The sequence below is a fragment of the Subtercola sp. PAMC28395 genome, assembly GCF_018889995.1.
Lineage (GTDB): Bacteria > Actinomycetota > Actinomycetes > Actinomycetales > Microbacteriaceae > Subtercola.
The window spans coordinates 414,483-428,245 of the sequence record NZ_CP076547.1; the positions used below are offsets into that span (position 1 = coordinate 414,483).

Here is a 13,763-nt window from a genome sequence, read left to right on the forward strand (position 1 = left end):
ACGATCGGCGAGATCAAGCCAGATTTTGACGAAATCGCCCCTCGGCGATATAACTGATTAGGGGAAGGCAAGTACCTCGAAAATCAAGCCCTCCTCTCAAGCACAATGCTGGACTATCGTTGGATCTCGGGTGGAATCGGTTCTACCCGCGCCCCGCAGCCAGAAGGGATTCACAGAACCGTGTCTACACATGATGTGACAGCTCCGCAGAAACACGAACTGATGTCTGCCGAACAGAACGTGCAGCGCATCATGCGCACCGGAACGGTCTGGTTCGCTGCGGCTGTCGGGTCTGTCGCCGTTGTACTCGGCCTTCTTCTTTCGTCTGGCTGGCGCCCGGCCGTGCTCACCGGCGGGGTCAAACTTCTCTGGTGGGTCGGTTCGAGTCTGGTCACGGTGAGTATCGGCCTGATCGGATGGTCGGGGTGCCCGATTCTCGAAGTCGACGTTCCCACGGCTGACAAGAACAAGACCCGCACCATGCAACTCGGCACGATGCTCTTCATCGTCGGCAGCGCTGCCGCGCTCTTCGCGGTTCTGCTCGGACCAGCGGGCTGACGTTCAACGCGCTCTGGCCCACGACGGCCGAGTTCGCCTGCTGCCTCGTCGCCGCCGTCAGGCTCGGCTCGTGGTCGGGCTCCCCCACTTCACCCACGCTGCAACGTAGATCGCCAACCCGGCGATCAGGCCCACGATCACCCACAGCACGATCAAGAAATCGATCCACGAACCGATCGGCGGCGAACCCGGTAGAAAGGTTCGCAGCGGAATCGTTGCGAAGAGCATCGCGCCCATCCAACTCATGAACGACGCCTCGACCTTACGCCGCCCGCGATAGACCGTGATCGCCACGAAGAGTACAAGCACCGGCATCGCGACCATGAGCCCCAGCAGCACGATGCCGAACGCGACAGTGCTCGCGGAGCGGGTGGCTGAAACGGAGATGACGGGCAGGTCTTCCGTCTCGCCGGCCACCGTCACATTCACTGTGTCGGTCGGTGTCTCCCGACCCGCCAGGCTCCACCCCGGCATGTCTCCGGTGAGGTAGACCTTCGTGGGAACCGGTGTCGCAACCCCATCAACCGTCGTGTACGCAATGACCACCAGATTCTGCTGGCGATAGGAGTCGAATGGCCATTTCTCGACCTCACCCGGCGTGAGCAGGGTCACGGTCTTGGTGCCGGGAATCGAGTCCTTCGCAAAATCGATCGATTGGTTGCCTTCGACTGGTGAAATGATCACACTGACCTGTTCCGGGAGGAACGCGGAATCGACGGGCTGGATCTGGTCGGATGTCACGAGCTTGAGTTGCATGGTGATGCTCTCGCCGACAGGGTTGACGGCCTGCGGAGTGAGCAAGACGGTCACCCCTCCGACCGGAGCCGTGGAGTCCTTCTCGCCCACCGAGACCACTCGTCCGCTCGAGGCATAGAGCAACACGACGCCGACATACACGAGTGCCGCAAGTGCGACCGCGCCGACGAGAATCCAGCGCCTGCGGGATGCCCGGCGAGCGCGCGGCGCAGGCGTGACTCCCGTCGGGGTCGGCGTTTCGTGCGTTGTCACAAGGCGAGCCTATCGAGCGGGCTGCTGCCGGGCATCCATTCGCCTCGGCAGCATGGCGCGAACGCTGTGGCGCCGCGACTCAGACGGCCGCCCGCGCCGCGGAGCGCACGATGAATTCAGCTGCGGCACTGTTCGCCTCGGCCACGGCATCAACCGCGTCACCGCCGCGGAAGTACGAAAACGACAGCGCGGCGCTGAAGACGTCGCCCGCTCCGATGGCCTGGCCCACCGTATCGATGGGGTGCGCAGCGACATGGGTGGGCATGCCCGCGCAGAAGACAGTCGCCCCTGCACTGTTCTGGGTGACGACGAATCGCACTTGGGGATAGAGACCAGACCAGTTCCTGGCAACGACAAGCGCATCGGAGATGTCTTCGTCGGAGAAGACGACGAGGTCGAACTGCGGCAGGATGTCGGCATGCTCGATGAATGCACGCTTGACCACAACCGACTCATCGGTCACGTCGCGAAGATAACCCTGTGCGATCAGAATCGTGACGGCGTGCGATGGTGCGGCAGCCGTCACCTGGCGAATGTAGTCCGCAGTCAGGGTGGGCAGGAGTGGAGCGACCACCAGAATGTCGGTTGACGCGAGACGATCCGCGACCACGTCATTCAGGGGCACCGATTTCGCAGTCTCCGAGAGATAACACTCCTGTCGCCGCAGGCCACCCTCGATGATGTTGCGGTAGAGCATCGTTCTTCCCGGCTGCGGCGGGTTCAGAAAATGAAGGCCAGCTCCCAGACCGAGAAAATCGTCTGAGTACGGGGCGAGAACGTACACATCGTCGACGCCGTTCCTGCTGAACTGGGGCGCCATGTAGACGGCCGGCGAGCCAGCCGAACTCCCCGTGTCGCCAGCGTCGACCGTCGCACTGGTGCCGGCACCATTGTCGATTCGGTGCTCGTCGGTCAGGTCTTCGACGGTGCGGTTCTGGTCGATACACACGTGACCCACGATCGTCACGCTCGGCGAGAGTTGTGAGTGCAGGGCAGTATCCATGTCAAGAGGGCCAACTCGAGACCCGCTTCGCGTATTCCGCCGTGGGTGCGCGCCCTACACGGCCTGGTTGATACGAACAGTGTTACCCGACGGGTCGCGGAAGGCACAGTCGCGTGGGCCCCACGGCTGGTCGATCGGCTCCTGCAGCACCTCGGCTCCCGAGGCCCGAACCCGCTCGAAGGTCGCATCGAGGTCATCGGTACTGAAGACCATGATGGGCAGGACGCCCTTCGTCAACAACTCCTGAAGGGCGTCGCCGTCGGCCTGCGAGCGACCGGCGTGGGGCTCCGAGAGCACGATCTCGAGCCCGGGCTGCGCATCGCTGCCGAGCGTGAGCCAGCGGTAGCCACCATTGGCGACGTCGTTGCGCACCGCCAGACCCAGCGCGTCGCGGTAGAAGCCCAGTGACTCATCGACGTCATTGACTGTGATCTGGGAGTATCTGAGTGAAATCGTCATGTCAGCAACGCTAGACGGATGCCCGCGCCGCTGCTTCTCGAATCCTGCTCGCCTGCGGTGCACCGCTTGCCCGCCGTCGCGGACGAGTCTGTTCTTGCGCGATCCTGGTCGGCATAACGATCACGGCAGGGTGCTCGCGTGCCCGATACACGCTCGGAGGTTCGCCGACCAACTCGGTGAACCGCGTGCTGAACGACCCGAGCGAGGTCGAGCCGACGGCCATGCACGCGTCGGTCACACTCATGCCGGCCCTCAGCAACGCCATCGACCGCTCGATGCGACGGGTCATGAGGTAGCCGTACGGAGTCTCGCCGTAGGCCGCGCGGAACAACCGCGAGAAGTGCGCGGGCGACATCATGGCGCGCGCAGCCATGGTCGGTACGTCAAGCGCCTTCGCGAAGTCGCGGTCGATGAGGTCGCGCGCCCGGCGCAGGTGCGCGAGGTTGGCAAGCTCTGCGGGCGTCATGCGACGACAGTACCCCACAGTTCGGCCGCAGGGGGCCGCATATACAGAGATGCCCCGAGTGAATCTCTTCCGTGAAGAAGGATCCGCTCGGGGCACCTTCCCGTTCCCCAGGGAACGAGTCTCGGGTTACGCGGCCAGGGGCAACCCGGCGTCGGCGATGGAACCAGCAACCACCACGAGAGAGCCATCGTGGGCATCGACGGTGACGGAGCCACCATCGCTGAGCGCACCTGTCACCAGGAGATCGGCGATGCGATCATCCACCTCGCGCTGGATGACGCGGCGAAGCGGGCGTGCGCCATACTCGGGCTCGTACCCGGTCGACGCGATCCAGTCGATCGCGGCGTCGGTCACCTCGATGGTGACGTTCCGAACGGCCAGACGGGCCCTGGTCGCACCGAGCAGCAGGTCGACGATCTCACGCAGCTGCGCGGTCTCGAGCTTTCTGAACAGCACGATCTCGTCGATGCGGTTGAGGAGCTCGGGGCGCATCGCCTCGCGCAGCTTGCCCATCACGCGGTCGCGAAGGGCCTTGTCGCTGCCGAAACCGCCGCCAGCTGTCGGGTCGGCGACGAACCCGATGGCCCCGCCCCGGCTCGCCAGGAACTCCGAACCGAGGTTCGAGGTCATGATGATGACGGTGTTGCGGAAGTCGACTGTGCGGCCCTGGCCGTCGGTCAGGCGACCGTCGTCGAGCACCTGAAGAAGCAGATTGAAGACGTCTGGGTGGGCCTTCTCGATCTCATCGAACAGGATGACCGAGTAGGGGTTGCGGCGAACACGCTCGGTCAGCTGGCCGGCCTCGTCGTACCCGACGTATCCGGGAGGGGCTCCGACCAGGCGAGACACCGTGTGGCGCTCGCCGAACTCACTCATGTCAAAGCGCAGCATGGCCTTCTCGTCACCGAACAGGCTCGACGCGAGCGTCTTGGCGAGCTCGGTCTTGCCGACGCCGGTCGGGCCGAGAAACAGGAAACTGCCGACGGGCCGGTTCTGGTCGCCCATGCCGGTGCGGTTGCGGCGAACGGCCTTGGCGACGACAGTGACCGCGTCGTCCTGACCGATCACGCGCTCGTGCAGCTCGGTCTCGAGCAACGCGAGACGTTCACGGTCGACCTCGGTCAAGCGCTCGGCCGGGATGCCGGTGGCGCGCGCGATCACAGCTGCGATCTCGGGCTCACCAACCGTGGTCGACAAGCCTGTCGTCGACCCTGAGGATCGACCGCGCAGAGGCGTCGCAGGCAGAGACGTCGCAGTGTGACCAGCCGCGCCCGCGGAGAGCTTCGCGTGCACCGTTCCGATCTCGTCGCGCAGCCGCGAAGCTTCTTCGTAGTGCTCTGCCGCGACGGCGGAGTTCTTCGAGGCTTCGAGATCTGCGAGCTGCACCAGTAAGGCAGAAGCGTCGAACTTGAGGCCCAGCTTCAGGCGCAGTCGCGCACCGGCCTGGTCGATCAGGTCGATCGCCTTGTCGGGGAGGAAACGGTCGGTGACGTAGCGCGCCGACAGCTCGACGGACGCGCGGATGGCCTCATCGGTGTAGGTCACGCCGTGGTGGTCTTCATATGCCCCGCGGAGACCCGCGAGGATCTTCACGGCGTCTTCGATGCTCGGTTCGCCGACCACGACGGGCTGGAAGCGGCGCTCGAGCGCAGGATCCTTCTCGATCGCACGGTATTCCTTGAGGGTGGTGGCACCGACCAGGTGCAGTTCGCCCTTTGCAAGTCGGGGCTTCAGGATGTTGCCGGCGTCCATTCCGCCTTCGCCGGAGCCGCCAGCACCGACGACGGTGTGCAGCTCGTCGATGAAGACGATCAGCTCGGACTTGTGGGCGGCGATCTCGTCCATCACTGTGGTGAGGCGCTCCTCGAAGTCGCCACGGTACTTCGTGCCCGCCAGCATCGCGGGCAGGTCGAGCGAGACGACACGCTTGCCGCGCAGTTGCTCGGGAACACCGCCGTCGACGATGGCCTGGGCGATCCCACCGATGATCGCGGTCTTGCCGACGCCGGCCTCGCCGATGAGCACGGGGTTGTTCTTGGTACGACGGGAGAGGATCTCGATGGTCTGCTCGATCTCGTCGGAGCGGCCGATCACAGGGTCGAGGTCGCCTTCGCGAGCCATCTCCGTGAGGTCGGTGCCGAACCTGTCGAGCATCGGGGTTTCAGACTCCGGGGACGCGGGCGACATCGGGTCAGACGCCTCGCCCGCGCTGACGGTTTCGCGCATTCCGGCTTGCAGGGCATCCGGAGTCACGCCGGCGGCGGCGAGCACCTGACCAGCCGGTGAATCCTGGTTGATGACCAGCGCGAAGAAGAGGTGCTCGGGGTCGATGTAGGTCGAGCCGGATGCCCGGGCGACCTGGTAGGCGTGAAAGAGCGTGCGCTGGGCCGACTGGGTCAGCGAAGGCAGAACATCGGGGCGTTCGGTCGACGACTGCGGCAAGCGCTGCTCGGCGGCGTGCGCGATCGCAGAGGGGCTCGCTCCGAGGCGGGCAATGGCGTCGGACGCGGGTTCCTGTTCAGCGATGACCCGCAGAATGTGCAGGGCATCGAGCTCGCTCTGGCCGTGGGAGAGCGCAAACTGGCCGGCCTCGGCGAGTACCTCGTGGGTACGCCGGCTCATGAGCCTGCTGATGTCGATGGGACGACCGGCTTGGGCGGCGCGCTCACCCTGCAGGTAGCGGGCGAGGAATTCGTCGAACGAGCTGGAGCCTTCGGCCGCGGGGCCGAGGTTGTCGGGTGAAATGGGCAAGTGGTCCTCCTGTGAAACTTGAGTGCCTTCGTATCAAGTTAACGCACACGACGCGACTCTATTCCCGAAGAGGGTGCATGCCCTTCGTACGAGCCGAAACTGTTTCGTGACAGCGCAAAGGCCTCTGCATACCATGGGAGGGTGGACGTGCTGACGCGTTCAGGGGCGCGAGGATTCGATGACGAACGAAAAACCGAACATTCTGCTGATTCTCGCCGACGACATCGGTTGGTTCGATGTCGGGGCGTATCATCGCGGGATCATGGGCACTGAGACGCCCAACATCGATCGCATCGCGGCCGAGGGCGCGATGATGACCGACAACTATGCGCAGGCTAGCTGCACGGCCGGGCGGGCGGCGTTCATCACTGGGCAGATTCCGCTCCGCACCGGGCTCACGACAGTCGGGTTGCCCGGGGCCGAGCAGGGAATCCAGGATTCCGATCCGACCCTCGCTGAGCTCATCAAGCCGGAGGGCTACCGAACGGCGCAGATCGGCAAGAACCACCTCGGCGACCGTAACAAGTTCCTGCCGACGGTACACGGCTTCGACGAGTTCTACGGCAATCTGTACCACCTGAACGCCGAAGAAGAGCCCGAGCAGCCCGAGTACCCCAAAGAACTGCCGATCTTCCAGCAGCTGTTCATTCCGCGCGGCGTGCTCGACTGCAAGGCGAGCACCGTGGATGACCCGACCGTGGATCCGCGGTTCGGGCCCATCGGTAAGCAGACGATCACCGACACTGGGCCCCTCACGCGCAAGCGCATGGAGAGCATCGAGGATGACCTGCTCGAGCACTCGCTCGATTTCATCGACCGCGCCGTCGCCGCAGACGAGCCCTTTCTCCTGTGGCACAACACCACGCGGATGCATGTATGGACGCATCTCTCGGAGCGCTGGAAAGACAAGACCGGCCTCGGTGTCTACGCCGACGGGATGCAGGAACTCGACTGGGTCGTCGGAGAACTGCTCGCCAAACTCGACGAGCTCGGCATCGCGGACAACACGATCGTGGTGTTCGCCAGCGACAACGGTTCAGAGGCCTTCACCTGGCCCGACGGCGGCACCTCGCCCTTCCGCGGCGAGAAGGGTCTCGGCTGGGAGGGCGGCTTCCGCTCCCCACTCGCCATCCGCTGGCCGGGAAAGATCCCCGCGGGCCAGGTGCTGAACGGCATCTTCTCCCTCGAAGACATCCTGCCCACCGTCATGGCCGCAGTCGGTAGACCCGAGGTCAAAGAAGAACTCCTCGAGGGAGCCGACTTCGGCGACAAGCACTTCAGGGTGCACATCGACGGCTACAACCAGTTGCCCTACCTGACAGGCGAAGTCGACGAGTCGCCGCGCCACGAATTCTTCTACTACGGCGAACGAGACCTCTTCGCGCTGCGCTACAACAACTGGAAGGTGCACTTCCAGACGAAAGACGACTGGTTCCATGGGGCCATCGTGAAGAGCACCGTTCCGCAACCCGTCAACCTGCGCGTCGACCCGTTCGAACGCCACATGGAAGACCCGGCCTACCCCCTGTATGCCGGCGAGAAACTCTGGACCGTGCTTCCGGCAGCAGCCATCGTGCAGCAACACATCGCGACCTTCACCGAATTCCCCCCAACCCAGGCCCCACCGGACTTCAACCCACAAGCCATCGTCGACAAGGTAGTGAACGCAGCCGCACAGAGGCACGGCAACTGAGAGCTTCCACGACACTGCACACAGAAAAGCTGCGACCAGCCGGAGAACCACGAGTTCCCGGCAGCCGCAGCTGACCTGTTCACGAAAGCGGTCAGACGAGCAGACCGGTGATCGTGCCGAGCAGGGTGTCCACGTCGAAATCCGCCGTGGGTGCGTCTTTGACGATCTTGCCGAGTCGCAGCACGACGACACGGTCGGTGACCTCCAGCACGTGAGGCAGGGTGTGCGAAATGAAGATCACACCCAGCCCCTTCGCTTTGGCGGCACGGATGACCTGCAGGACTTCCTTCGACTGTCTCGCGCCGAGGTGGTTCGTGGGCTCGTCGAGGATGATGACCTTGCGTGCCCACGACACTGCACGGCCGATGGCGACAGCCTGGCGCTGCCCACCAGAGAGCTGGGAAACGGGGCGGTTCGACGCCGGCACCGCAATACCGACACGCTCAAGGTCGGCGTGGGCTTCAGCATCCATTCGCTTCTGGGCCAGGAATCCGAGCTTGCCGAGGATGCCCGGGCTCGGGATCTCGCGACCGAGGAACACGTTCGAGCTCACCGAGAGGTGGGGAGCGAGGCTCGACTCCTGATAGAGGGTCTCGACGCCGGCTTCGAGCGCTTCGTGCGGGCTCTTCCAGTGGCGTTCGACGCCCTCGAGCAGAATCTGGCCTGAGTCCGGCTGATGCGCCCCAGCGAGCGCCTTCACGAGTGTCGACTTGCCGGCGCCGTTGTCGCCGACCAGGCCGATGACCTCTCCGGCCCTGACGCTGAGGCTCACGTCATCGAGAGCGACGACGCTGCCGTACTTCTTGGAGATGTTGCGTACTTCGTAGAGAGGTGCATCTGCGAGGGTCATGAGCGTCTTCCGTTCGCGCGCAGGGCCTGCAGCGAGACCGCTGCGGCAATGAGGATGGCGACGACGACCTGCTTCCAGTTCGGTTCGACGCCGATGATGATGAGACCGCTGGTGACGGTGGCGAGGATGAGCGATCCGAGGACCGTACCCGACATGCGGCCGACACCACCCGAGAGTGCGACGCCACCGATGACGACTGCGGCGATGGCGTCGAGCTCGTCTCCGACACCGGAGGTCGGAGCACCCGAACCCAGGCGGATGTAGAGGAACATACCCGCCAGGCCCGAGAGCAGACCCGACAGAACGTAGATCTTCGTCAGGTGCCGCTTCACATTGATACCGGCGGCCAGGGCGGCGAACGAGTTCGAGCCGATCGCGTAGGTGTACCGGCCGAAGCGGGCCTTGTGCAGGAACAGACCGGCGATCACGACGATGATGATCACGAAGATCAGCGGCCACGAAAGCGGGCCGAGCCACGGCACGCTGAGCAGAATGGCGCTCTGCGGGCCTTCACCGATGGGCGCACCGCCCGTGAGCACGATCGACATACCGCCAGCGGCACCGAGGGTGGCCAGTGTGGCAATGAAGGGCACGAGGTGCAACCGGTTGATGAGTACGGAGTTGATGAAACCGACGAGCACACCGGTCGCCGCAGCCACGAGCGTTCCGACGAAGATCGTGATTCCGTCGTTCTGGCCGGCTGCGGTCATCGCCTGCATGGCGTAGGCCGCAATCACACCCGAGAAGCCGAGAGTGGCACCGACCGAGAGATCGATTCCGCCCGAGATGACGACGAACGTCTCAGCGACCGCGATGAGAACGATGGGGCCCCAGTCGAGCAGGATGTTGCCGAACACGTCGACGGTGAAGAAGACCGGGTTCAGAACGGAGAAGACAATCACCATTCCGATCAGGACCAGCAGAAGAATCGTCTGCTGGTTGGTGAGCAGCTCGATGAACCGCTTGCCGGGAGTGACAGGCGGCTGTGCGCCTGCGCCCGGCTTCAGTTCGATTGTTTCGGTGATTGCCACGGGGTGCCTTTCGCGTCGTATGAAGACAGCGTCTAGAGATACATGCAGTGGTGCTCGAGCATGCGGTGGTGAGATGAGGGGGTGCGGCCCCGCCGGTCACCTTCGGGTGGTGACCGACGAAGCCGCGGCAGGGGGTGACTACTGGACGTAGGTGTACTTCGTCAGGTCAGCAGCCGAGGTGTCTTTGTTCAGCGTGATGTTCGGCAGTGTGACCTTGGCTTCGATACCGGTGGCCTTGTTGCCGTTGTCGATGTAGGTGTGGCATGCGTCGACAGCCTGCTTGGCTTCTTCGGCCGGGTTCTGGGCGATGAGAGCAGTGAAGACGCCCTTACCGATCAGATCGACGTTGGACTTGTATGCGTCGTAGCCGATGAGTGCGACCTTGCCGGTCAGGCCCTTGGCCTGGAGGGCAGATGAAGCGCCCGTGGCGTTGGTGCCGTCAATGGCGAAGATGCCCGCGAGGTCGGGGTACTTGGTCAACCAGTTGCTCACGTTGCTGTCAGCGGTGGCTGCCTGCGACTGCGAGTATGCCGTGTCGACGAGCTCGATGCCCGGGTACTTCGCTGCGAGCTGGTCTTTGAAGCCCTTGAGACGATCGACGTTGGTGGTCGCGGTGGCCGAGGTCAGGCCGGCAACGACCTTGTAGCTGCCACCGGACTTGTAACCGATCGCCGTAGCCATCTGGTCGGCTGCGGCCTGGCCGCCCTGAACGTTGTCTCCGGTGATGAACGAGATGACGTTGCTGAGGTCGGTGACGTGAGTGTCGACGTTGACCACAGGGATCTTCGCTGCGGTCGCCTTGGTGACCGAAGCCTGGAGCGCGTCAGGGTCGGTCGGGATCAGCACGAGGCAGTCCGGCTTCTGGGCCAGCACCTGGTCGACGATGGGAATCTGCGTTGCCGGCGAGTAGAGCGAGGGGTCGCCCTGCCAGATCAGCTTGTCGCCCTTGGCGGATGTCTCAGCAGCAGCGCCGACATTCATTGCCTTGAAGAACGGGTCGGCCTCTGCGCCCATGACGAAGGCGATGGTGAGCGGCTTCGCTCCGCCGGCGGTCGAACTTGCCGTGGTCGAGCCGCTGCAGCCGGAAGCCACGAGAAGCAGCGATGCTGCCACACTGACTGCTCCGACGGTCTGAACGATACGTTTCATTTCGGGTAACTCTCCTTTGAGTGCGATCTGACTCTCTCACTTTCGCCCGATGGAGGGGAAGAGTGGCAGAGTCTGACTTCGCTTGCGGTGTGGTGCAGGTGTCTTCGTGAAGTCATCAGCCCTATATTGAGATCGATCTCAGTTTTGTTGTGAGATCGATCTCGGTGATGATGGGTATGATCATCACACCGTTTATCTCCGCTGTCAAACCATCAGGAAAAAGCTCATGAAGCAATCGGGTAACGAAGCCCACCCCACGATCAGCGATGTGGCCAGGCACGCAGGAGTGTCCCGGGCCACGACGTCCCGTGCGTTGAGCAATTACGGGGTTGTCAATTCGGAGACCCGCGCCAAAGTGCTCCGGAGCGCAGAAGAGCTGGGCTATGTGCCCAATGTGCTCGCCCGCTCGATGCGGGCCGGCAGCACACAGACCCTCGGGCTCATCATTGCCGAAGTGGGCCTGAGTGTCTTCGACCTGGCCATGCGATCCGTCATCGAGTCGGCCAGCCTGCAGGGCTACCAGGTGCTCGTCACCAACACCAACGAAGACCTGGTTGCAGAACGCGCATCGATTCGCGTCATGCTCGAGAAGCAGGTCGACGGCCTGATCGTCGTGCCCAGTGCCGTGGTCGACCTCGAGTTCCTCAGCAAATCCGACCTCAAGGGCAAACCAGTCACGCTTCTCGACCGCTCGCTCGAGACGCTGGGCATTCCCAGTGTCACCGCTGACAACAATCGCGGGGCCCGCGACGCGGTCGAACACATGCACTCTCTCGGTCACACGAAGATCGGCCTGATCGTTGTGACGGCGAATCTCGAGGGCGAGACCGGCGAGCGGCCGCGTGGCCTCATCTCGACCATCCACGATCGCGTCGAGGGTTACTACGCCGAGATGACGGAGTCGGGCCTTCGCGTCGACCCGGACTGGGTGCGATACTGCGGCGATGCCGGCGATGCTGCAACCACCGCGGTTTGCGCGATCCTCGATTCGCCGGAGCCACCGACCGCACTGCTGGCCTCGAACGGCAACATGTCGCTCGCCGTACTGCGGGTGGCGAAGGAACGGGGGCTCGTCATCGGCCGGGACCTCTCGCTCGTCGGCTTCGACGATGCACCCTGGGCCACTGTGCTCACCCCGAGCCTGACCGTGGTCGACCTGCCCATCGAGGAGATGGCCAAGGCAGCCGTCGACAACCTGATCGCGCAGATCGCCGATCCATCGACTGAACAGACCTCGGTGACCCTACCGACCAGACTCCTAGTACGGCACTCCGTCGACGACCTCACGGCCCATCCCGGCGCAGTGATCCGAACCCCCTCTGCACCCGCGACACCGCTTCGCACCCAGAAAAGAGCACTCACTTCGCCATGACAATCGCCCTCTACGCGGAGTTCACCGCCTCAGCCGGCAACGCTGCCGCAGTGTCCGCGCTCATCGACGAATTCGCGACGGCCGTGCGTGCTGAACCCGGAAACCTGCGATTCGACCCCCATTCCCTGTCCAGCGATCCTCACTCCGTCTTCGTCTACGAGCTCTACCGCGACCAACTCGCCTTCGACGCGCACCTCGCCAGCGCTCACGGCCTCGAATTCAACAGAAGGCTGACTTCCCTCATCACCGGCGGCCAGTCACAATTGACCATGCTCGACCCCATCGGCGTCTTTCCCGCCTGATGATCGCCGAAAGGATCCGACACCGTGTCTCCTGAACCAGAGTCCGCCGCGCAGCCCGCACCCTCAGCAGCACCGGCCAGAACGCCCGGGCCGGCGATCGTGATCGGCGAGGCGCTCACCGACATCGTCATCAGTCCGAACGGTGTCTCCGAGCACCCCGGCGGCTCGCCCATGAACGTCGCCATCGGCCTGGCCCGGCTGGGCGACGCCGTCGAGTTGGTCACCCGCATCGGCAGCGATGCACGCGGCGGTGAACTGAAACGACACATCGAAGCCTCGGGCGTCGCTTTCTTTCCTGGCTCCATCATCGACGAGCCGACCTCGACGGGCACCGCCCTGCTCGACGAGTCCGGCGCAGCCACCTACGAGTTCGACATTCGCTGGTCACTCGAATTCGTCGGAGAGCTGCCCGCAACCGCCCTCGTGCACACCGGTTCGATCGCCGCGTTCCTCACCCCTGGCGCGTCCGACGTCCGCCGCCTTCTTGCCGAGACACCCGTGGGCACGATCGTCACGTTCGACCCGAACATCCGCCCCTCGCTGCTCGGCTCCGTCGAGACAGCCCGGGCAACAGCAGAAGACCTGATGGCACTGTCGAACGTCGTGAAGCTCAGCGACGAGGACGCCGAATGGTTGTACCCAGCTCTGTCACCGTCCGAGGTACTCGGCCACATTCTCACGCTGGGGCCGGCGCTTGCGATCATGACCCGCGGGGCATCCGGTGCCCTGCTCGTCTCTGATCTCGCGACCCTCGACCTGCCCGGCAGGCGTGTGGTCGTGGCCGACACCATCGGCGCGGGCGACTCGTTCATGAGCGCGTCGATCCACACGCTGCTCCGGATGCTCGGCGAAGGCACCGCGCCCGAATCCCTCGTCGACGGCTCGGCCTTCACCGCCGAAACACTCACTCGCCTCGGCACCTTCGCCATCGACTGCGCCGCCATCACCGTGTCTCGCTCCGGCGCCAACCCTCCGAATCTGGCCGACGTCTCCGCGTAGACCCGACTTTCGTCGGAGCAGAGGGAATCCGCCGACGCCAGCGCGGCGGACGCGCGCTCTTCCGCCGAAAGTGCTCCACGAACTATAGACAGTGCCACTATCGGATAGCTAAAGTATCTGTT

General features: G+C 64.1%; 13 protein-coding genes. 5 read left to right on the plus strand and 8 right to left on the minus strand.

Going from position 1 to position 13,763, the window contains the following annotated elements:
* The first annotated feature begins 180 nt into the window (after window positions 1-180).
* Window positions 181-558 carry a hypothetical protein gene (locus tag KPL76_RS02030; protein WP_216334732.1) on the plus strand — a complete coding sequence of 126 codons (378 nt, stop codon included), beginning with the start codon at window positions 181-183 and terminating at the stop codon, window positions 556-558.
* Window positions 559-615: 57 nt separating this feature from the next.
* Here the strand turns inward: KPL76_RS02030 and KPL76_RS02035 are convergent, their stop codons facing one another.
* From KPL76_RS02035 to KPL76_RS02055, 5 genes are all read right to left on the minus strand, one after another.
* Complete coding sequence (locus KPL76_RS02035) at window positions 616-1,566, minus strand: DUF4436 family protein (RefSeq protein WP_216334734.1); 951 nt, start codon at window positions 1,564-1,566, stop codon at window positions 616-618.
* A gap of 79 nt (window positions 1,567-1,645) precedes the next feature.
* Window positions 1,646-2,569, minus strand: coding sequence for a carbohydrate kinase family protein (locus KPL76_RS02040; protein ID WP_216334736.1), 924 nt, complete (start codon window positions 2,567-2,569; stop codon window positions 1,646-1,648).
* 54 nt (window positions 2,570-2,623) lie between these two features.
* A complete protein-coding gene (locus KPL76_RS02045; RefSeq protein ID WP_216334738.1) occupies window positions 2,624-3,028 on the minus strand; it encodes a VOC family protein in 405 nt (134 codons plus the stop codon).
* Window positions 3,029-3,038: 10 nt separating this feature from the next.
* Entirely contained in the window at window positions 3,039-3,494 is a 456-nt protein-coding gene (locus KPL76_RS02050; RefSeq protein ID WP_216334740.1) for a helix-turn-helix transcriptional regulator, read from the minus strand.
* A gap of 126 nt (window positions 3,495-3,620) precedes the next feature.
* Complete coding sequence (locus tag KPL76_RS02055; protein WP_253202116.1) at window positions 3,621-6,245, minus strand: ATP-dependent Clp protease ATP-binding subunit; 2,625 nt, start codon at window positions 6,243-6,245, stop codon at window positions 3,621-3,623.
* 178 nt (window positions 6,246-6,423) lie between these two features.
* On the opposite strand from KPL76_RS02055, the gene KPL76_RS02060 reads away from it, so the two are divergent.
* Window positions 6,424-7,938 carry an arylsulfatase gene (locus KPL76_RS02060; RefSeq protein WP_216334742.1) on the plus strand — a complete coding sequence of 505 codons (1,515 nt, stop codon included), beginning with the start codon at window positions 6,424-6,426 and terminating at the stop codon, window positions 7,936-7,938.
* Window positions 7,939-8,029: 91 nt separating this feature from the next.
* Here KPL76_RS02060 and KPL76_RS02065 read toward each other — a convergent pair whose 3' ends face one another.
* The 3 genes from KPL76_RS02065 to KPL76_RS02075 form a co-directional block, all read right to left on the minus strand.
* On the minus strand, window positions 8,030-8,788 hold the full coding sequence (locus KPL76_RS02065) for an ATP-binding cassette domain-containing protein (RefSeq protein ID WP_216334745.1): 759 nt from the start codon (window positions 8,786-8,788) through the stop codon (window positions 8,030-8,032).
* Entirely contained in the window at window positions 8,785-9,819 is a 1,035-nt protein-coding gene (locus KPL76_RS02070) for an ABC transporter permease (protein ID WP_216334747.1), read from the minus strand. The genes KPL76_RS02065 and KPL76_RS02070 overlap by 4 nt, the downstream gene beginning before the upstream one ends.
* A gap of 138 nt (window positions 9,820-9,957) precedes the next feature.
* On the minus strand, window positions 9,958-10,968 hold the full coding sequence (locus KPL76_RS02075) for a substrate-binding domain-containing protein (protein WP_216334749.1): 1,011 nt from the start codon (window positions 10,966-10,968) through the stop codon (window positions 9,958-9,960).
* 226 nt (window positions 10,969-11,194) lie between these two features.
* On the opposite strand from KPL76_RS02075, the gene KPL76_RS02080 reads away from it, so the two are divergent.
* The 3 genes from KPL76_RS02080 to KPL76_RS02090 are packed head-to-tail and all read left to right on the plus strand — an operon-like array spanning window position 11,195 to window position 13,641.
* The gene (locus KPL76_RS02080) at window positions 11,195-12,340 is read left to right on the plus strand and encodes a LacI family DNA-binding transcriptional regulator (protein ID WP_216334751.1); all 1,146 of its coding nucleotides are present in this window, start codon (window positions 11,195-11,197) and stop codon (window positions 12,338-12,340) included.
* Window positions 12,337-12,642 carry a putative quinol monooxygenase gene (locus KPL76_RS02085; RefSeq protein ID WP_216334753.1) on the plus strand — a complete coding sequence of 102 codons (306 nt, stop codon included), beginning with the start codon at window positions 12,337-12,339 and terminating at the stop codon, window positions 12,640-12,642. Before KPL76_RS02080 ends, KPL76_RS02085 begins: the two co-directional genes overlap by 4 nt.
* 24 nt (window positions 12,643-12,666) lie before the next feature.
* A complete protein-coding gene (locus KPL76_RS02090) occupies window positions 12,667-13,641 on the plus strand; it encodes a carbohydrate kinase (protein ID WP_253202117.1) in 975 nt (324 codons plus the stop codon).
* Window positions 13,642-13,763 lie beyond the last annotated feature (122 nt).

Coding starts and splice junctions, on each gene's coding strand:
- KPL76_RS02050 (WP_216334740.1), bottom strand. CDS start 3,494: ATGACGCCCGCAGAGCTTGCCAACCTCGCGCACCTGCGCCGGGCGCGC.
- KPL76_RS02080 (WP_216334751.1), top strand. CDS start 11,195: ATGAAGCAATCGGGTAACGAAGCCCACCCCACGATCAGCGATGTGGCC.
- KPL76_RS02045 (WP_216334738.1), bottom strand. CDS start 3,028: ATGACGATTTCACTCAGATACTCCCAGATCACAGTCAATGACGTCGAT.
- KPL76_RS02085 (WP_216334753.1), top strand. CDS start 12,337: ATGACAATCGCCCTCTACGCGGAGTTCACCGCCTCAGCCGGCAACGCT.
- KPL76_RS02065 (WP_216334745.1), bottom strand. CDS start 8,788: ATGACCCTCGCAGATGCACCTCTCTACGAAGTACGCAACATCTCCAAG.
- KPL76_RS02060 (WP_216334742.1), top strand. CDS start 6,424: ATGACGAACGAAAAACCGAACATTCTGCTGATTCTCGCCGACGACATC.
- KPL76_RS02075 (WP_216334749.1), bottom strand. CDS start 10,968: ATGAAACGTATCGTTCAGACCGTCGGAGCAGTCAGTGTGGCAGCATCG.
- KPL76_RS02040 (WP_216334736.1), bottom strand. CDS start 2,569: ATGGATACTGCCCTGCACTCACAACTCTCGCCGAGCGTGACGATCGTG.